Origin of the sequence: Streptomyces sp. NBC_00076, assembly GCF_045041235.1 — a bacterium.
GTDB lineage: Bacteria > Actinomycetota > Actinomycetes > Streptomycetales > Streptomycetaceae > Streptomyces.
In genome coordinates, this window is the sequence record NZ_CP108242.1 from 7,671,646 (window position 1) to 7,690,797 (window position 19,152).

Sequence of the window (19,152 nt, forward strand, 5' to 3'; positions counted from 1 at the left end):
GGCGTTACATCGGCTCTACCAGGCCTCGGTACCCTCTGAGCGGCGACCGAAGCCGTGCCCTTACCCAGAAGGGCCTCACCTGAAATTCAGCGAGGAGCGAACCGCGTGACCGCCGAGACGTCCGTGCCGTCCACAGCACTGCTGGCAGGAGCAGACCGGGACGGTTCCAACTACACCGCGCGGCACCTGCTCGTCCTTGAAGGGCTCGAAGCCGTGCGCAAGCGCCCGGGCATGTACATCGGGTCCACGGACAGCCGCGGCCTGATGCACTGCCTGTGGGAGATCATCGACAATTCCGTCGATGAGGCCCTGGGCGGTTACTGTGACCACATCGAGGTGATCCTCCACGACGACAACTCTGTCGAGGTCCGGGACAACGGCCGTGGCATCCCGGTCGACGTCGAGCCCAAGACCGGACTCTCCGGCGTCGAGGTCGTCATGACCAAGCTGCACGCCGGCGGCAAGTTCGGCGGCGGCTCGTACGCGGCCTCCGGCGGCCTGCACGGCGTGGGCGCCTCCGTGGTGAATGCCCTGTCCGCACGGCTGGACATCGAGGTGGACCGCAGCGGGCACACGCACGCCATCAGTTTCCGCCGCGGCGTCCCCGGAGAGTTCGCCTCGCTGGGGCCCGACGCCAAGTTCGACGCCGCGGGTGGCTTGCGCAAGGCCAAGAGGATTCCCAAGACCCGCACCGGCACGCGGGTGCGGTACTGGGCCGACCGTCAGATCTTCCTGAAGGATGCCAAGCTCTCCCTGGAGAACCTGCACCAGCGCGCCCGACAGACCGCCTTCCTGGTCCCCGGCCTGACCATCGTCGTCCGCGACGAGTACGGCCTCGGCGAGGGCGGCAGCAAGGGCGAGGAGTCGTTCCGCTTCGACGGCGGCATCAGCGAGTTCTGTGAGTACCTCGCTACCGACAAGCCGGTCTGCGACGTCCTCCGCTTCTCAGGCCAGGGCTCCTTCAAGGAGACCGTCCCGGTCCTCGACGACCATGGCCAGATGACGCCCACCGAGGTCACCCGTGAGCTCGGTGTCGACGTCGCGATGCGCTGGGGAACCGGCTACGACACGACTCTCAGGTCGTTCGTCAACATCATCGCCACGCCCAAGGGCGGCACCCATGTCGCCGGTTTCGAGCAGGCGATCGCAAAGACCATGAACGAGGTGTTGCGCACCAAGAAGCTGTTGCGCGTCGCCGAGGACGACGTCGTCAAGGACGATGCCCTGGAGGGCCTCACCGCGGTCGTCACCGTCCGACTGGCCGAGCCGCAGTTCGAGGGGCAGACCAAGGAGGTCCTCGGCACGTCCGCGGCCCGTCGGATCGTGAACACCGTGATCTCCAAGGAACTCAAGGCGTTCCTGACATCCACGAAGCGCGATGCCGCCGCCCAGGCCCGAGTGGTCATGGAGAAGGCGGTTGCCGCCGCCCGGACACGCATCGCCGCCCGCCAGCACAAGGACGCCCAGCGCCGGAAGACGGCTCTGGAGTCTTCGTCGCTGCCCGCCAAGCTCGCGGACTGCCGCAGTGACGACGTGGACCGCAGCGAGCTGTTCATCGTCGAGGGAGATTCCGCGCTCGGCACAGCGAAGCTCGCCAGGAACTCCGAGTTCCAGGCGCTGCTGCCGATCCGCGGCAAGATCCTCAACGTTCAGAAGTCGTCCGTCACAGACATGCTGAAGAACGTCGAGTGCGGCGCGATCATCCAGGTCATAGGAGCCGGCTCAGGTCGCACCTTCGACATCGACACGGCTCGCTACGGCAAGATCATCATGATGACCGACGCCGACGTCGACGGGTCCCACATCCGATGCCTGCTTCTGACGCTGTTCCAGCGCTACATGCGGCCCATGGTCGAGGCGGGCCGAGTATTCGCCGCGGTGCCGCCGCTGCACCGCATCGAGCTGGTCCAGCCGAAGAAGGGTCAGGAAAAGTACGTCTACACGTACTCGGACCGTGAGTTGCGCGACAAACTCCTGGAGTTCCAGAGCAAGGGGGTCCGGTACAAGGACTCCATCCAGCGGTACAAGGGTCTCGGCGAGATGGATGCCGACCAGTTGGCCGAGACGACGATGGATCCGCGGCACCGCACTCTGCGCCGGATCAACCTCTCCGATCTGGAGGCCGCCGAGCAGGTCTTCGATCTGCTGATGGGCAACGACGTGGCACCCCGCAAGGAGTTCATCTCGGGCTCGGCGGCGACACTGGATCGGTCGCGTATCGACGCCTAGCCGCTGCGCTTGGCCTTGGCCGGGGCGGGGGCGAGTTGGACAGGGCAGCCCGGGCGGGGTGGAGCGAAACAACTGGTCGCTGCGGGCTCGGGTGCGGAAGCGGGTGCCGAGGCGTTTGGCTCAGGTCAGGCAGTGGCCCTGCGGGCGGCTGGGTGACTGGGCTGGTTCGGGCTGTTGCAGCATGGCCTGATTCGGCACGGAGTGCGTGGTGGCTCGGGCTGCCTGGAGGCAGTTCGGCCCGAGCTGGATCAGGTAGCGGCCCAGGTGAGGGACGTGGCTCGACTGGGCTTGTCGCCGGGCGGGCGGCTCTGGCTGGGGTGAGCCAGGGGCGGGGCGGGCCGGACAAGGTCAGAATGTGGCTCCGGCCGGAGTACGGACGCAAGCTTGACTCGGTACATGTGGCTCCCGCCGAGTGCGGACGCAAACGTGACTCGATCCCGGCCAGGTATTCGGTACGGCCTGGATTGCTCGGCTGCTACCGACTGAGCACGCTGCGCGTACGGCCTGGGGCGCGACCGATGTGTGTCTTGGTCGTGCCCGTGGGGGCGGAGATCGGTCTTGGGCCGCCCCCAGTGGCTCTGCTTTTATCGCGTTCTGGCTGTGGTGCTCCGGACGCGTGGCTCGGTTGATCGCGGCGGGCTGCGAGGGCCAGGGGAGCAAGGCCGGGTGGAGAAGCTGGGCGCCTGCTGGGAGGCTGCCGAGGTAGATCCCCTCGCTCGCTTCTGGGCGGCGTCGGGTGCAGCCCCGGCGCCGGGCGGGCCGGGCGGGCCGGGCACACAGTGGAGAAGCGATCGGGGTCGGTCCTGGCCGGTGTTCCGGGGCGTCTCCACCCATGGGTGGAGACGCCGGCGTGGGGGATCCACCCATGATCCACCCGGGCACCGATGTGCCGACCTGCGGATTTCCGTAGCGTCGAAGGCGTCGGCAGCGCTCGCTGTCGGTACCCCTTCCTCGCTACGGAGGCTCTGATGCCCGGGCTCGTCAACGCGATGGTGATCGGCGCCGTGGTTCTCCTGGTGGTCGTCCGACAGTTCCGCCCGAGCCGGATCGACACCGATAAGCGCTGGTGCCTGGTTCCGGTGATCCTGGCCGTCGTAGCGCTCCGCGAGCCGTACATAGTGGACGCCCGCCACCAGACGGCGTCGGTGGTCCTCCTCGCCGCTGAACTGCTCACCGGGCTCGCCACCGGAGCCGCTTGGGCCTGGACGACTCGGATATGGGTGGAGCCGGACGGAGGGGTGTGGAGCAGGAGTACCAAGATGAGCGGAGGAGTCTGGGCCGTCGGCATCGGACTGCGCGTCGGCCTCTTCGCGCTCGGCGCGGCAGTCGGGCTTCAGCAGGACTCGTCCGCGCTGCTGCTCGCCCTGGCGGCCACGCTCCTCGTACGCTCCGGGATCCTCGCCTGGCGAGCCCAGTCTCTGCGCCCGGCTGTCGCTGCGGGCCCGGCGTACGGTGACGGCATGCCCCGGCCCACGTGGAAGGAACATGTGTGACCGAGAACGCCTGGACACGGTGGCCCTCCCGGGAAGCGCTCGGGCGCGCGGACTCCTCCGGTGCGCGTCGGTCGCTCGGCTGGGTCGTGCGAGGCCTGGTGCTCGGCATGCTGCTCTGGGGTGCCTTCACCGACAGTCAGGTGCGGGGCTGGGGGGCGATCGGAGCCGGAGCGGGCGTCCTGCTGGCCGGGTTTCTCTCTTGGGCGCTCTACCGCACCACCCTCGCCCACCGACTCCTGCCCTCGCTGGCACTCATGACCGCACTGCTGGGTATCGCGGTCGCCGCCCAGACCCTGGGATTGAGGGTCCCCGCCCTCGTCATCTGGTGCGGGTGTGCGATCACTGCGCTGGAGCGGCTGCCGGTCGTAGCCGCCGTGCCGGTGGCGACAGTCGCCCTGGCGTCGTACGCGTCGGTCAACGATGACGACTGGCTCACCACAGCGGTGACCACGGCCGGACTTGCCCTAGCCGGTTACGTGCTGCGGCTGGACGCCGAGGCGCGTGGCAATTCCCAGCGGCTGCTCGCCCAGGAGCGAGCAGCCCGGGCGGCCGAGGCGGACTCGGCGGCGCTGGCGGAGCGAGCCCGCATCGCACGGGAGATCCACGACGTGCTGGCGCACAGCCTCTCGGCGCAGCTCGTGCACCTGGAGGCGGCTCGGCTGCTGATCGAGCGGGGCGCCGACCGGGAGCAGATCCTCGAACGAGTGGTGGCGGCGCGGGGAATGGCCCGAGACGGTCTCGCCGAGACCCGGCAGTCGTTGTCGGCTCTGCGCGGCGAGCTGACGCCGCTGGAGGACTTCCTGGCCCAGTTGGTCAGTACGACCGACAGCGCGGAGGCCACTATTGCGGGTGAGCGCAGACCTCTGCCGGCGGAGGCGTCCCAGGCCGTGCGCAGGGTCGCCCAGGAGGCTCTGACCAACGTCCGCAAGCACGCCCCGGGGGCCAAGGTACGGGTACGGCTGGAGTACGGCGAGCACCAAGTGACGCTGGTCGTACGGGACTCGGGTGGATCGCCGGGCGACCTCGCCGGGGCGGGCGCCGGGTACGGTCTTCTGGGCATGCGGGAGCGTGCCGAGCTGCTGGGCGGTTCGCTGGAAGCGGGGCCGGACGAGGAGGGGTTCGTGGTGTCGCTGAAGGTGCCCGCATGACGGATGAGGGGCAGCGGCCGGCGCGGGTGGTGGTCGTGGACGACCAGACCGTGGTCCGCGAGGGGATCGTGATGCTGCTGGGCCTGCTTCCCGGCATCGAGGTCGTCGGATCAGCGGGGGACGGCAACGAGGCGGTGCTGCTCGTCGAGGAACTCGCCCCGGACGTGGTGCTGATGGACCTGCGCATGCCCCGCTGCGACGGGGTGGAGGCGACCCGGCGTATCCGGGCGGAGCATCCAGGCACACAGGTCGTGGTCCTCACGACCTATGCGGACGACGAGTCGCTGTTCCTCGCGCTGAGAGCGGGTGCGCGGGGCTATCTCACCAAGGACGCGGGGGGTGACGAGATCGTGCGGGCAGTGCGGAGTGTGCTGTCCGGGGACGCGGGCCTGTCGCCGAGCATCCAACGGCGCCTGCTGGAACGCCTGTCGGCTCCTGAGCCGCACCCGGCGTCGCCCGCGGAGGCGCCGGACGGACTCACCACGCGCGAGACGGAAGTGCTGGTGCTGATCGCCGAGGGCCTCAGCAACCAGGAGATCGCCCACAAACTGCACGTCTCCACGGCGACCGTGAAAACCCACATCAACAATCTCTTCGCCAAGACGGGGCTCAAGGACCGTGCGCAGGCCGTGCGTTACGCATACGCGAAGGGCCTGGCGCGGCCACCGGTGAATTGAGTCACCTGATGGGGTGAAGAGCGCGGAGAAGAAGAGTCGGGGATCTACCCGTTCTGTCCATCCTTGGGCATGCAGTCAAGCAACGGTCGCCCCCGCGGAGTCGGCAGGGGTGACGAGAGTTCGGTCGACCACCACGATGTCCATGATCTCGCTTCCACGGAGGCGGCCGGAGGCGTGAGGTACGACGACCCCTGGTACGACGCCCTCGCATCCGGCTGGGGCGAGTCGGCCGGCGCCGCGGTGCCTGTGCCTGTGGACTCGTCGGGACGTCGGCAGTACGAGACCCCTGTTGCCGCCGCGGCAGATGTGTACCTGTTGGTGCAGCGCAGTGAAGCCTTCCAGGAGGTGCGCAGTCGCTACCGGAGGTTCGTTGTGCCGGCGGCGGCGGGGTTCTTCGTCTGGTATCTGGCCTACGTGGTGACCGCCACGACCGCGCCGGGACTGATGGCACGGCCCGTCGCGGGCGCCGTGAACGTGGCGATGGTGGCGGGACTCGGGCAGTTCCTCACGACCTTTCTGCTCACCTGGGCGTACGCCTGGCATGCGAGGCTGCGCCGGGACCGCACCGCGCTGGAACTGCGCTGGGACACCCAGGAACTGACACGAGGTTTGCGGGGAGGCTCATCGTGACGGTTGACCATCAGACGCTGGCGTTGCTGCTGTTCAGCGCGTTTGTCGCGGTCACTCTGGGGATCACGACGTGGGTGAGCAGGCATCGGCAGGGTTCGGCGGAGGAGTTCTACGCGGGCGGCCGTCTCTTCTCCCCGATGGAGAATGGTTTTGCCATCGCGGGCGACTACATGTCGGCCGCGTCCTTCCTCGGGATCTCCGGCCTGATCGCCCTCTTCGGGTACGACGGGCTGCTGTACTCGGTCGGATTCCTCGTGGCCTGGCTCGTGGTGTTGTTCCTGGTTGCCGAACTGGTCCGCAACTGTGGGCGGTTCACGCTCGCCGACGTGGTCGTGTCGCGGATGAGCGAGCGGCCCGTGCGGATCGCGGCGGGGACCTCCTCGGTCACCGTTTCCGTTCTGTATCTGGTGGCGCAGATGGTGGGCGCGGGCAGTCTGGTCGCGCTGCTGCTCGGAGGGACCAGCGCAGCGGCGCAGTCCTGGACGGTCATCGGGGTCGGCGCACTCATGGTGATCTATGTGTCGTTCGGAGGGATGCGGGCCACCACCTGGATCCAGATCGTCAAGGCGGTGCTGCTGCTCGGCGGAACCGTCACCCTGACCGTGCTCGTCCTTCTGCGATTCCGCGGCGACTTCGACCAGTTGCTGCTCACGGCGGCGGAGCGCAGTGGTCACGGCAAGGCGTTCCTGGCGCCCGGCCTGCGGTACGGCGGGGACTGGACGGCCCGCCTCGACTTCATCAGCCTGGGCCTCGCGTTGGTGCTGGGTACGGCCGGGCTGCCGCACATCCTGTCCCGCTTCTACACCGTGCCCACCGCGCGGGCCGCACGGCGTTCCGTCGTCTGGTCGATCGGGCTCATCGGCGGCTTCTATCTCATGACGATCGTCCTCGGTTTCGGCGCGGCGGCGATCGTGGGGCCGGACGCCGTCCGTGGATCGAACGCGGCCGGGAATACGGCCGTTCCACTTCTTGCCCTTGATCTGGGCGGAGGCGCGAACTCCACGGGAGGAACGGTTTTCTTCGCGATCGTCGCCGCGATCGCCTTCGCCACGATTCTCGCCGTGGTTGCCGGGATCACGCTGGCCTCTTCGGCGTCCGTGGCCCACGACCTGTACGCGTCGCTACGTCGTCGGCAAGCCAAGCCGCGCAGCGAGGTGGCAGTGGCACGGATCGCCGCGGTCGGTGTCGGAGTCGTAGCGATCGCTCTCGGCCTGCTGGCGCGGGATCTCAACGTGGCGTTCCTGGTGGGCCTCGCCTTCGCGGTCGCCGCGTCCGCCAACCTGCCGGTGCTGCTCTACTCGCTGTTCTGGCGCGGTTTCACCACACGCGGTGCCGTCTGGTCCGTCTACGGCGGCCTGATCCCGGCCGTGGTCCTCGTCGTGCTGTCACCGGTGGTGTCTGGCAGTCCTGAGTCACTGTTCCCTGGTGTCGACTTCCAGTACTTCCCGTTGCAGAACCCCGGACTCGTCTCGATCCCGCTCGGCTTCCTCGCCGGCTGGCTCGGCACGGTCACCTCGGCGGAACTGCCCGACGAGGCCAAGCACGCGGAGACCGAGGTGCGGTCGCTGACGGGGGCGGGGGCCGTGTAGAAGACGGCGCCTTCAGCGCCGTACGGGAACCGGCTGACGGGGGTCGGCGGGGCGGACCGGGCCGTACCTCAGGCGCGGGTCGCCCATACATAACGGTGTTCCGGGCGGCCGGCGTCGCCGTACTTGAGGGTGAGTCTGGCCCGCCCCGTACGCTCCAGGAGCTTCAGATAGCGCTGGGCGGTCTGGCGGCTCACTCCTGTGCGCTCGGCGATCTCCTGGGCCGACAGGGGCCCTTCGGCGTTCATCAGAGACTGCCTTACGAGCTCCGCGGTGGTGGGGGAGTGGCCTTTGGGCAGTCCGGGCTCGGACGGTGTCGACAGGGCGCCGAAGATGCGGTCCACCTCGGCCTGTTCCGCCTCTCCGCCACCGTCGAGGGTGCGTCTCAGCTGCGCGTAGGCCTCCAGCTTGGCGCGCAGTCCCGCGAAGGCGAACGGCTTGACCAGGTACTGCAGGGCGCCCTGCCGCATCGCCGCCTGCACGGTCGTCACGTCCCGGGCCGCCGTGACCATGATCACGTCGGTCTGATGACCGCGCCGACGCATCTCCTGGACGACCGCCAGCCCCGTCTCGTCCGGCAGATAGTGGTCCAGCAGAACCAGGTCCAGGCGGGTCGGCCCCTCCAACTGACGCAGCGCCTCCGCCGCGTTGTGCGCCACTCCGGCCACATGGAAGCCGGGAACCTTCTCCACGTAGGCGGCGTTGACCCGCGCCACCCGGGTGTCGTCGTCCACCACCAGGACCTCGATCATCACGACTCCTCCTCGGGGGCGGACTGGGGGGCGGACTGCTGTGCTGTCGGCGTACTGAGCGCCGGTTCCCGGTCCCGCACGGCCAGTGCCTCCGGCAGGACGACGGTGAACTCCGCGCCTCCGTCTTCCGCCTCACCGACGGTAGCGCTGCCACCCTGCCGTTCGGCGAGCTTGCGCACCAGGGACAGTCCGATTCCGCGCTTGCGATGTGCCGGAGGCGTCTTCGTGGACCATCCCTCCATGAAGATCAACTCACGCTGTTCCGCCGGGATTCCGGGCCCCGTGTCACGGACTCGGAGGATGACGGTACGTCCCTCCGCCCGCAGCTCGACCTCGACGCGCGCGTGGAGCGTGCCCGCGACGGCGTCCAGCGCGTTGTCCACCAGGTTGCCGACCACCGTGACCAGTCCGCGGGGGTCGACCAGCCGGTCCGGCAGCCGGGTCCGGTCCGAGACCCACAGGGCAACTCCCCGCTCGGCCGCCACAGTCGCCTTGCCGACCAACAGCGCGGCAAGCAGAGGATCATGGACCTTCTCGGTCACCTGTTCAGCGGTGACGCGGTGGTCACCGACGACCTCACCGACGAACTCCACGGCGTCCTCGTACATCTCCAGTTCCAGCAGCCCGAGCAGCGTATGCATGCGGTTGGCGTGCTCGTGGTCCTGGGCGCGCAGGGCGTCGATCAGGCCGCGCGTGGAGTCGAGTTCCCGGCCGAGCTGCTCCAGTTCGGTGCGGTCACGCAGGGTGGCCACGGCGCCACCGTCGTCGGTGGGCATGCGGTTGGCGACCAGTACCCGCTGACCGCGGACGGTGAGCAGGTCGGTGCCCGTCACCCGGCCCGCCAGGACATCCGCGGTACGGCCCTCGCCGAGCGCTTCGTCGGGAGAGCGGCCGACGGACTCGTCCCCGATGCCCAGCAGTCGCTGCGCCTCGTCGTTGAGTAGGCGGACGCGGCCCGCGCGGTCCAGGGCGATGACACCCTCCCGGATGCCGTGCAGCATCGCCTCGCGCTCCGCGAGCAGCCCCGAGATGTCCGAGAAGGCGAGGTCCCGGGTCTGCCGATGGACCCGGCGGGAAATGAGCCAGGCGGCCAGCGCGCCGACGGCCAGGGCACCTCCGGCGTACGCGAAGAGCCCCGGGATCGCGTGGATCAGACGGGCCCGCACGCTGTCGTACGCGATACCCACCGAGACCGCGCCGACGATGCCGCCGTGGCTGTCACGCAGAGGCACCTTGCCGCGTGCGGAGCGGCCCAGGGTGCCACTGTCTATCTCCATGACCTCCTTGCCGGCCAGGGCCAGGTGAGGGTCGGTCGAGACGGTTCTGCCGACCTCCCCGGGAGTCGGGTGGGACCAGCGCACGCCCCGTCGGTCCATCACCACGATGTACTCGGCGTGGGTGGCCTTGCGGATCCGTTCCGCGATCCTCTGGACGGGCCCGTCGGCTGTCGCAGGAGTGGTCCTGACCTCGTCGGCGATCCCCGGCTCGGCGGCCGTGGTCTGCGCGATGGCGAGCGCGCGGCGCATCGCCTGGTCGTCCAGCTGAGCGCTGAGCGGCGCGAGGAACAGTCCGGTCGCGAGCACCGCGACTCCCGCGGCGATCGCCAACTGCATCAGCAGGACCTGCGAGAACATGCGCCTCGGCAGTCCGAGGCGCAGGCGGCGGGCGGCGGGAGTGGGGCTCATACCCATGACGGTACGTGGAGGCGCCGGAGCTGCCGTAGGGGTGTGGCGTGGATTACTTGATCAATACGTGACGGGCTGCAAGGCCTGGTGCTGCCACTACAGGAACGCCGGTGCCGTCGGCCCGGAGCACCGGCGCCGGTCAGCTCGCGAGCGCCCTCGTGGTGGTCAGCTCGCGGACCTCCACCACGTCCATTCGCGCGGGTGAGCCGAGTACCGACGCTCCGCAGCTCTCCGGGCGGGTCGGCAACGAAGCGCCCTGGACCACGGCGACGCGCCACCGGCGTCCGTCGGTGTGCGCGACGGTCACCTCCCAGCGGGGCGCGGCCCCCTCCGTGCGGATCACGGCCAGAGTCTCGGCCGCGTACTCGCCCGCGGCCGTGCGAACGGCCAGCTCGGCCGCCTGGCCGGGACGGTCCCAGGCCGAGTTCCCACGGCACCCCTCCACCACGATCCGCCCCTCCCGCACGCTGTGCAGGGCCTCCTTGACGGCGTGGGCCTGGGCCCTGCCGTAGGCATAGCCGTACGGCAGGACGAGCAGGGTCGGGGAGAACCGATGACCGCCCAGATGGGTGACCTCCCAGACACCCTCGACGCCGGAGGCTGCCAGCTCGGCCGCGAGGGGGCGGCCGAGGAGGGCGCAACAGCGGTCACGCTTGCCGTTGGTGCACACGAGCGCGAGCGGATCGCCGGTGTGGGGCCGCCCGTCGAGGGCGGAGTCGAAGGTGCCGTAGTCCCCACGGCCGAGCGCCGCGAAGTCGATGTCGAGCAGTCGACGCGGGTCGTGGGTCGTGGCGGAGCGCAGCCACACAGCGCCGGGCACGGTGTGGGCCGTGTACACCTGGCGTGAGGCCGGCGGGCCGCTGTCGGCATGTCGCCCGGGGCGGCGGATGAGCGCGACGCGTACGCCGGTGCCCTTCGCGGCCGCCTCCAGGGCACGGCCCAGCACGGGGTCCAGGTGGCTCGAAACGAGCGCCTTGGCACCCCAGGGGCCGGCCTGTTCCAGGAGCAGCCAGGTCGTCGCCGTGGCCGCCGTTCCGGACATCGGCTCGTCGAGATCCTGGGAGACGGTTGAGCACGTACTCACAGAGGTGAGCCTAACCTGACGTGGAGCGGCGTGACTCCCGGGTGGCGTGTGCCCTACTCCGGCAGGGGCTGCGGCGGTCGTGGGCCCACATAGTGGCCGCTCGGGCGCATACGCAGCGGCCGTTCGCCGTACTCCTCCAGAGCGTGCGCGATCCAGCCCGCCGTACGGGCCACCGCGAAGATCGTCTCGCTGGCCGTGGCGGGCATGCCGGAGGAAGCGGTGAGCACGCCCAGGGCCAGGTCGACGTTGGCGTGCAGGGGCGAGTGGCGAGCGGAGGTGGCCACGATGTCGCGAGCCGCGGCGAGGGCCGGTGCGGCCCTGGGGATGTCCTCAAGGAGGCCGAAGAGGACACGCGCGCGGGGGTCCTCGCCGGGGTAGAGGCGATGGCCGAGTCCGGGAATGCGCCGCCCGGCCCGCAGCTCGTCGGCGATCACGGGTGCCGCGTCGCCCTGGTCGAGTACCTCGAGCAGCAGCTTGTGGGCGAGTCCGCCGGCCGCGCCGTGCAGCGGCCCCTCGATCACGCCGAGCCCGGCGGAGACGGCTGCGTAGGCGTGCGCGCGCGCCGACGCCGCGACGCGCACGGCGAGGGTGGAGGCGGCGAGGTCGTGGTCAACGAGCAGGGCGAGTGCCGTGTCCAGCGCACGCAGGGACGCCGCATCGGCCGTACGTACGCTGAGGCGGGCCCACAACCGGTGGGCGAGCGGGCCGTCGTCCCGATGATCGTGCCGGGCGAGGGGCAGGGCGGCGACCAGCGTCGGGATCAGGCTGCGCGCCGTACCGAGCACCGCTTCTTCGGACAGGTCGAAGCGCAGTGGGTCCGCGGCCGCGGCGGCGATCGCCGCGACCCGCAACCGGTCGGTCGGCGCGGTGTGTTCGGGCAGGGCGTCGACCGCGCGGCGGGCGGCGGTGACGGCTGCCTCAGGTGCCGTGAAGGTGGCGCCGGGGTGCAACTGCCCCGTCCACAGCCACTCGGCGACCTCTTCGTAGGAGTGGCGCGAAGCCAGTTCGGTCGCGTCCACGCCGCGGAAGTAGTAGCGGTCGGTGTCGATGAGCGTGATACGGGTGCGTACGGACAGCTCGCCCCCGGAGCCCGAAGTCCCGCTGCCCTCCCGTCGGTTGCGCCGGGCGAGCGCCTCCACCTCCTTGGCGTCGAAGGTGCTGCCCCGGCCACCGGGTACGCGCCTGCTGCTGAGCTGCCCACGGCTCACGTACGCGTACACGGTCTCGGGCTTCACGCCGAGCAGTTCGGCGGCCTCTTTGGTACTCAGCCGCTGTCCGGCGGGGCCGGGGTGGGGTTCGTGATCGTGCATAAGACATCACCGTATCTGCAGCCTGGTGTGTTGATTCGCATATATTGATTCAATCAATATTGACACAGATTCAATCAATCATGGACAGTCAAATCAAGTCCAGGGAGGAATCATGTCCGTCAACAGGTCAGCAGGCACCCTCGTCGAGGTACCGCGAGGGCTCGCGGGAGTCGTCGTCACCGACACCGAGATCGGGGACGTCAGGGGAGTCGAGGGCTTTTATCACTACCGTCAGTACTCGGCGGTCGAACTGGCGAAGGCCCGTGGCTTCGAGGACGTATGGCACCTCCTGGTCCACGGTGAACTGCCGGACGCCGCTCGTTCGGCCGCCTTCGCCGTGGAGACCGCCGCGCTGCGCCGGCTGCCCGCCGAGGTCTGGGCCGCCCTGCCCGCTGTCGCCGCAGCGGGCAGGGGCGCCGGACCGCTCGCCGGGATGCGCACCGCGTTGTCGCTGCTGGGCGCGGCGAAGGGCTTCCGTCCGGTGTACGACCTCGACGCGAACCGGCGCCGCGAGGACACCCTCGTCGCGACCGCGGCCGTGCCGACGCTTCTTGCCGCACTGCACCGACTGGGCCGGGGCCTCGATCCCGTGGAGCCGCGGGAGGACCTCTCGTACGCGGCCAACTACCTCTACATGGTGACGGGTTCGGAGCCGGAGCCGCAGCGGGCCCGTGCGGTCGAGCAGTACCTGATCTCAACCATTGACCATGGATTCAATGCATCAACGTTCACGGCTCGGGTCATCGCGTCCACAGGAGCGGACGTGTCGGCGTGCCTCGTGGGGGCGGTGGGGGCGTTGTCCGGTCCGCTGCACGGCGGTGCTCCCAGCCGTGCGCTGGACACGCTCGACGCGATCGGTACGCCGGACCGAGTCGACTCCTGGATCCGCGAGCGCGTCCTGGCCGGTGAGCGCATCATGGGCTTCGGTCATGCGATCTACCGCACGGAGGACCCCCGTTCGCGCATGCTCCGTGAGATCGCCCTGCGGTTCGGCGGTCCACGCGTCGACTTCGCCGTCGAGGTCGAGCGCCAGGTGGAGCGGATACTCGCCGAACTGAAGCCCGGCCGGGAACTCCACACCAACGTCGAGTTCTACGCCGGTGTGGTCATGGAGCTGTGCGATCTGCCGCGCGAGATGTTCACTCCCACCTTCGCGGCGGGGCGCGTGGTGGGCTGGAGCGCCAACATCCTGGAACAGGCGGCCGACTCGAAGATCATCAGGCCGGTGGCGCGGTATGTGGGGCCGGGGGCGCCGGTCGACGTGCCGCGGGGCGCCTGACACGCGTGTGGCCTGGTGCCGTTCTGGCGCCAGGCCTCATCGGTGGTGATCGAGCAGGGACGGGGTGACGAGCTGCTCGCCGGGTGGGTGCCCGGGTCGCTCAGCGGTTCTGTGCGGCCGGGGAAGCGGTACGGGACGAGTCTGGGGTGGACACGTGCTCGCTGGGGTCAGGCGTCGGGGATGTCCGCCTTGGCGCGAATCAGGGTTTCCCGGCTGACGATGACGATGCGCTCGTAGTCGGCGCGGGCGGCGTCGGCGGGGAGTTCGCGCTCAAGCGCCTCGGTGGCCTCGGTGCCGATGACGGCGAAGTTGCCGTCACTCAGCTCGAACACGTCCGGGCAGGTAGCTCCTGAGTTACTGCCTCGGGCGCTTGGGGGCACACCGATGCGGCGCACGATCTTCAAAGGTACCGGTCCTTACGAACAGAAAGCCTGGGCATAGTGGTGGTGAGCACGCTAGCGGTGTTCGTGAGGCCCTTGTGGCTGGATGGCCAAAAGTAACTCAGGCGTGTCTGTGTCGTTTTTGTGTTGACCGACTCGGCGGCGTCGGACGGCAGTCGGTCGACGCAAAAAACGGCGGGTCGGTCGGGGCAATCAGTCGGCGGGTCAGTCGGTCGGCGGGTCGCCGACGACCCACCACTCGTCGGTATCCGCTTCGTCGAGGTCCCTGACCAGACCGTCGACCATGTACCCCAACTGGGCTTCCACGGACGACTCGTTCAGGGTGGCTCGCATGTGCCTCGACGCCTCCCAGTACTCCCGGAACACGGGGCTCTGGAAGAACTCCCGCAGATGCCGGTACAACTCCTCCCGGTCCAGGCTTCCCGCCCGGTAAAGATGGTAGAGGTGGACATACCAGGCGTTGGCGTAGAAGAACTGGCGGCGCCTCTCCGCCGGGATGCTCTTGTCGTATGTGTCGATCACTTCCGCGAGAGAGGGATCGTCCATCGCCCTGAGCAGCAACTCCCACTGCATGCGCTGCTGATGGGCCAGAGCCTTGCGCCGAATCGCCAGCTCCTCGAGTTCCAGCTGCCTGTCGTGCAGACGTGCCTTCTCCAACTGCCATTGACGCACTGCCAGTGTCACAGTGGCGGTGGCAGCCAGGAGAGTGAGCGCGGCGGAACCCAACCTCCCCGCAGAGGACTTCTGTGTGGCCATGTCAACCCCCGAATCAGGCGGACGTCCGCCGGTCGTCGGGGTGCGGGTCGACTGAAGGGGACCGGCGAGCGGTGGGCGGCGCTTGCCGTCTCCCAGGGTGCCGAGCGGCTCTGATCGGCGGGGGAGGCGGAGAGGGGCGCACGGAGGGATGGGAGGGTCGCACGAACCGGCGCCTTGCCCAACGTCTGCCCCGCGAGCGCTGCTAACAATCGTTCACTCAGCGGTCATTCTTCCGGCTCGTATCCTGGGCGGGCATTCAATCCTCGTACGTGCGCAGGCGGACAATCCGGCGCACGCGGTGGCGTGAGAGAGGTAGCGCGTTGAGTCGGACCCCGCAGCAGATCCCGGTTGTCGTCCTGGCCGGATTCCTCGGCTCCGGCAAGACCACCCTCCTCAACCACCTCCTGCACCACAGTGGCGGCAGTCGGATCGGCGCCATCGTCAACGACTTCGGCGCCATCGAGATCGACGCGATGGCCGTGGCGGGCGCGCTCGGCGACTCCACCGTCTCCCTCGGCAACGGCTGTCTGTGCTGTGCCGTCGACGCGAGTGAACTCGACGTCTACCTGGAGCGGCTCGCCCGGCCCGCCGCCGGTGTCGACGTCATCGTGATCGAGGCCAGCGGGCTCGCCGAACCCCAGGAACTCGTACGCATGGTGCTCGCCAGCGACCATCCCGGGATCGTCTACGGGGGTCTCGTCGAGGTCGTCGACGCCGCCGAGTTCCACGACACCCGCGCCAGGCATCCCGAGATCGACCGGCACCTCGCCCTCGCCGACCTGGTCGTCGTCAACAAGCTCGACCGGGCCGACGACGGTGAGCGCGTTCTCGGACTGGTCCGGTCCCTCGTCGACGGGGCCGCTGTCGTGCCCGCCGTCCACGGCCGTGTCGACCCGGAGTTCCTCTTCGACTGCCGGCCGGGCGAGGAGCGCGTCGGGCAGCTGTCCTTCGACGATCTGCACGACCGTACCGAGGGCCACGATCACGGCTCTCACCTGCACTCCGGCTACGACAGCGTGTCCTTCGGCTCCGAGATTCCCCTCGACCCGCGCCGCTTGATGCAGTTCCTCGACAGCCGGCCCGAGGGGCTGTACCGGATCAAGGGGTACGTCGACTTCGGGCCCTTCGACTCCCGCAACCGCTACTCGCTGCACGCCGTCGGGCGGTTCCTCCGGTTCTACCCGGAGCCCTGGGCCGCTGCCGACGCCCGCCTCACCCAGCTCGTCCTCATCGGCTCCGACATCGACGCGGCCGCCCTCGGCAAGGAGCTGGAGGCGTGCAAGAGCGACGCCCCACACGCCGATGAGCACGGCATGTGGGGCGTTCTGCGCTACGTGGCCGATCCGGAGGAAGAAACGTCGTAGGAGGCCTGCTGATGAGGCACTGGCGACTTCCTGCTACCTGACCCGCCGGACAGGCCCTAGACCGGTCCCGCCACGACCGCCACCGTCTTCCCCAGCGAAACGCCCGAACCGTCCCGGCGCGGGTCCATCTCCGGCAGGTCGGCCGGCGTGCCGTTCTTCTGGGCCGCCTTGGCCGGAGTGGCGCCCGCCCAGGCCAGGGACAGGCAGTCCTCGCCCTTGAGGAACCGCTGGCAGCGGACACCGCCGGTGGCCCGGCCCTTGCGCGGGTACTGATCGAACGGGGTCAGCTTGGCCGTCGTCTGCACGGAGTCGTCGAGGGTGCCGCGCGAGCCGGCGACCGTGAAGACGACCGCGTCGACGGCCGGGTCGACGGCCGTGAAGGAGATGACCTTCGCGCCCTCCACCAGCTTGATGCCGGCCATACCGCCTGCCGGACGGCCCTGCGGGCGGACGTGCGCGGCCTGGAAACGCAGCAGTTGGGCGTCGTCCGTGATGAAGACCAGGTCCTCCTCACCGGTGCGCAGCTCGATCGCGCCGACGATCCGGTCGCCCTCCCTGAGGGTGATGACCTCCAGCTCCCCCCGGTTGGTCGGATAGTCCGGGACCACCCGCTTGACGACGCCCTGTTCGGTGCCGATCGCCAGACCGGGGGACGACTCGTCGAGCGTGCTCAGACAGATCACCGTCTCGTCGCCCTCCAGGGAGACGAACTCCGACAGCGGGGCGCCGCCGGAGAGGTTCGGCGCCGCCGCGGTGTCCGGGAGCTGGGGCAGGTCGACGACGTTCACCCGCAGCAGGCGCCCGGTGGACGTCACCACACCGATCTCTCCGCGCGCGGTGGCCGGCACCGCCGAGACGATCACGTCGTGCTTGGCCCGCGCGGCGTCGTCGTCCGACGGGAACGGCTCGCCGTTCGCCGTACGGGCCAGCAGCCCCGTCGAGGACAGCAGCACCCGGCACGGGTCGTCGGCCACCTGGAGCGGCACGGCGGCCGTCGGGGCCCCGGCCGACGACAGCAGGACCGTACGTCGCTCCGTGCCGAACTTCTTGGCCACCGCGGCCAGTTCGGCGGAGACCAGTTTGCGCAGCTCGGCGTCCGACTCCAGGATGCGGGTCAGCTCCGCGATCTCCTCGTTGAGCCGGTCCTTCTCCGCCTCCAGCTCGATGCGGTCGTACCTGGTGAGGCGGCGCAGGGGCGTGTCGAGGATGTACTGGGTCTGGATCTCCGACAGCGAGAAGGCCTCCATCAGGCGCTCCTTCGCCTGGGCGGAGTTGTCGCTGGAGCGGATGAGGCGGATCACCTCGTCGATGTCGATCAGCGCGGTGAGCAGACCCTCGACCAGGTGCAACCGGTCGCGCCGCTTGGTGCGGCGGAACTCGCTGCGGCGGCGCACGACCTCGAAGCGGTGGTCGAGATAGACCTCGAGGAGCTCCTTGAGACCCAGGGTGAGAGGCTGGCCGTCGACCAGGGCCACGTTGTTGACGCCGAAGGACTCCTCCATCGGCGTCAGCTTGTAGAGCTGCTCCAGTACGGCCTCGGGCACGAAGCCGTTCTTGATCTCGATGACCAGACGCAGACCGTGCGCGCGGTCGGTGAGGTCCTTGACGTCCGCGATGCCCTGCAGCTTCTTCGAGCCGACCAGGTCCTTGATCTTGGCGATGACCTTCTCCGGGCCGACCGCGAAGGGCAGCTCGGTGACGACGAGACCCTTACGACGCGCCGTCACGTTCTCCACGGAGACCGTCGCGCGGATCTTGAAGGTGCCGCGGCCCGTCTCGTACGCGTCACGGATGCCGGTCAGGCCCACGATGCGCCCGCCGGTGGGCAGATCGGGGCCCGGGACGTACTTCATCAGGGCGTCCAGATCCGCGTTCGGGTAGCGGATCAGGTGACGGGCGGCTGCGATCACCTCGGACAGGTTGTGCGGAGGCATGTTGGTGGCCATACCGACCGCGATGCCCGAGGCGCCGTTCACCAGGAGGTTCGGGAACGCGGCGGGCAGCGCCCCCGGTTCCTGCTCCTGGCCGTCGTAGTTGGGGGCGAAATCGACGGTGTCCTCGTCGATGGACTCCGTCATCAGGCTCGCGGCCTGGGCCATCCGGCACTCGGTGTACCGCATGGCGGCCGGCGGGTCGTCGTTGCCCAGTGAGCCGAAGTTGCCGTGTCCGTCGACGAGGGGGACGCGCATCGAGAAGGGCTGAGCCATGCGCACGAGAGCGTCGTAGATCGACGCGTCACCGTGCGGGTGCAACTTGCCCATGACCTCGCCGACGACCCGGGCGCACTTCACGTAGCCGCGGTCGGGGCGCAGGCCCATCTCGCTCATCTGGTACACGATGCGGCGATGCACCGGCTTCAACCCGTCCCGGGCGTCCGGCAGGGCGCGGGAGTAGATGACCGAGTACGCGTACTCGAGGTACGAGCCCTTCATCTCGTCCACGACGTCGATGTCGAGGATCCGCTCCTCGTACGAGTCGTCGGGCGGCGGGGTCTTCGTGCTGCGGCGGGCCATCGCTGCCGGCTCCTCCTGTTTACTGGTCGCTCGCGTACTGGGCGCTCGCTGGCTGAAGCGTGAACGGCATCTGACGCGGACCATTGTGGACCGTGGCACTGACAACGCGGACCAGGCCCCGGCGTCGGCTGCTCGGTCCGGCGCGGGGAGACGACTCCTCCACGACTGTCCGCAGGCTACGCGATCCGCTGTCGGCGTACGTCCCCCCGGGAACTTCGCGGTGGCCTCACGCGCTTGCATACAGT

15 protein-coding genes are annotated in these 19,152 nt (G+C 69.4%); 8 read left to right on the plus strand and 7 right to left on the minus strand.

Going from position 1 to position 19,152, the window contains the following annotated elements:
- The first annotated feature begins 105 nt into the window (after nt 1-105).
- From OHA64_RS34900 to OHA64_RS34925, 6 genes are all read left to right on the plus strand, one after another.
- A complete protein-coding gene (locus OHA64_RS34900; RefSeq protein WP_405620016.1) occupies nt 106-2,229 on the plus strand; it encodes a type IIA DNA topoisomerase subunit B in 2,124 nt (707 codons plus the stop codon).
- Nucleotides 2,230-3,197: 968 nt separating this feature from the next.
- Nucleotides 3,198-3,722 carry a DUF1453 domain-containing protein gene (locus OHA64_RS34905; protein WP_405620018.1) on the plus strand — a complete coding sequence of 175 codons (525 nt, stop codon included), beginning with the start codon at nt 3,198-3,200 and terminating at the stop codon, nt 3,720-3,722.
- On the plus strand, nt 3,719-4,870 hold the full coding sequence (locus OHA64_RS34910; protein ID WP_405620020.1) for a sensor histidine kinase: 1,152 nt from the start codon (nt 3,719-3,721) through the stop codon (nt 4,868-4,870). The genes OHA64_RS34905 and OHA64_RS34910 overlap by 4 nt, the downstream gene beginning before the upstream one ends.
- A complete protein-coding gene (locus OHA64_RS34915) occupies nt 4,867-5,547 on the plus strand; it encodes a response regulator (protein WP_405620022.1) in 681 nt (226 codons plus the stop codon). Before OHA64_RS34910 ends, OHA64_RS34915 begins: the two co-directional genes overlap by 4 nt.
- 69 nt (nt 5,548-5,616) lie before the next feature.
- Complete coding sequence (locus OHA64_RS34920) at nt 5,617-6,177, plus strand: DUF485 domain-containing protein (RefSeq protein WP_405620024.1); 561 nt, start codon at nt 5,617-5,619, stop codon at nt 6,175-6,177.
- Entirely contained in the window at nt 6,174-7,766 is a 1,593-nt protein-coding gene (locus OHA64_RS34925; protein WP_405620026.1) for a cation acetate symporter, read from the plus strand. The genes OHA64_RS34920 and OHA64_RS34925 overlap by 4 nt, the downstream gene beginning before the upstream one ends.
- Before the next feature lie 68 nt (nt 7,767-7,834).
- On the opposite strand, the gene OHA64_RS34930 is transcribed toward OHA64_RS34925, so the two are convergent.
- The 4 genes from OHA64_RS34930 to OHA64_RS34945 all read right to left on the minus strand — a co-directional run bounded on the left by OHA64_RS34930 (nt 7,835) and on the right by OHA64_RS34945 (nt 12,594).
- Nucleotides 7,835-8,515: a response regulator gene (locus tag OHA64_RS34930; protein ID WP_405624242.1), complete on the minus strand. Its 681-nt coding sequence runs from the start codon at nt 8,513-8,515 to the stop codon at nt 7,835-7,837.
- Entirely contained in the window at nt 8,515-10,200 is a 1,686-nt protein-coding gene (locus OHA64_RS34935) for an ATP-binding protein (protein ID WP_405620028.1), read from the minus strand. Before OHA64_RS34935 ends, OHA64_RS34930 begins: the two co-directional genes overlap by 1 nt.
- A gap of 139 nt (nt 10,201-10,339) precedes the next feature.
- Nucleotides 10,340-11,284, minus strand: a complete 945-nt coding sequence (locus tag OHA64_RS34940) for a sucrase ferredoxin (RefSeq protein ID WP_405620030.1) — start codon at nt 11,282-11,284, stop codon at nt 10,340-10,342.
- A gap of 53 nt (nt 11,285-11,337) precedes the next feature.
- The gene (locus tag OHA64_RS34945) at nt 11,338-12,594 is read right to left on the minus strand and encodes a citrate synthase (RefSeq protein WP_405620032.1); all 1,257 of its coding nucleotides are present in this window, start codon (nt 12,592-12,594) and stop codon (nt 11,338-11,340) included.
- A 112-nt stretch (nt 12,595-12,706) separates the two neighbouring features.
- Here OHA64_RS34945 and OHA64_RS34950 point away from each other — a divergent pair, with 112 nt between their 5' ends.
- Nucleotides 12,707-13,873 carry a citrate synthase/methylcitrate synthase gene (locus OHA64_RS34950; RefSeq protein WP_405620034.1) on the plus strand — a complete coding sequence of 389 codons (1,167 nt, stop codon included), beginning with the start codon at nt 12,707-12,709 and terminating at the stop codon, nt 13,871-13,873.
- Nucleotides 13,874-14,040: 167 nt separating this feature from the next.
- Here the strand turns inward: OHA64_RS34950 and OHA64_RS34955 are convergent, their stop codons facing one another.
- Nucleotides 14,041-14,277, minus strand: a complete 237-nt coding sequence (locus tag OHA64_RS34955) for a hypothetical protein (protein WP_356762644.1) — start codon at nt 14,275-14,277, stop codon at nt 14,041-14,043.
- A gap of 201 nt (nt 14,278-14,478) precedes the next feature.
- Nucleotides 14,479-15,030 (minus strand): DUF6082 family protein, encoded by a 552-nt coding sequence (locus tag OHA64_RS34960; protein WP_405620036.1) that lies wholly within the window; start codon nt 15,028-15,030, stop codon nt 14,479-14,481.
- A 320-nt stretch (nt 15,031-15,350) separates the two neighbouring features.
- Here OHA64_RS34960 and OHA64_RS34965 point away from each other — a divergent pair, with 320 nt between their 5' ends.
- Nucleotides 15,351-16,394, plus strand: coding sequence for a CobW family GTP-binding protein (locus OHA64_RS34965; protein ID WP_405620038.1), 1,044 nt, complete (start codon nt 15,351-15,353; stop codon nt 16,392-16,394).
- 56 nt (nt 16,395-16,450) lie between these two features.
- Here the strand turns inward: OHA64_RS34965 and OHA64_RS34970 are convergent, their stop codons facing one another.
- Nucleotides 16,451-18,907 (minus strand): DNA topoisomerase (ATP-hydrolyzing) subunit A, encoded by a 2,457-nt coding sequence (locus tag OHA64_RS34970; RefSeq protein ID WP_405620040.1) that lies wholly within the window; start codon nt 18,905-18,907, stop codon nt 16,451-16,453.
- Nucleotides 18,908-19,152 lie beyond the last annotated feature (245 nt).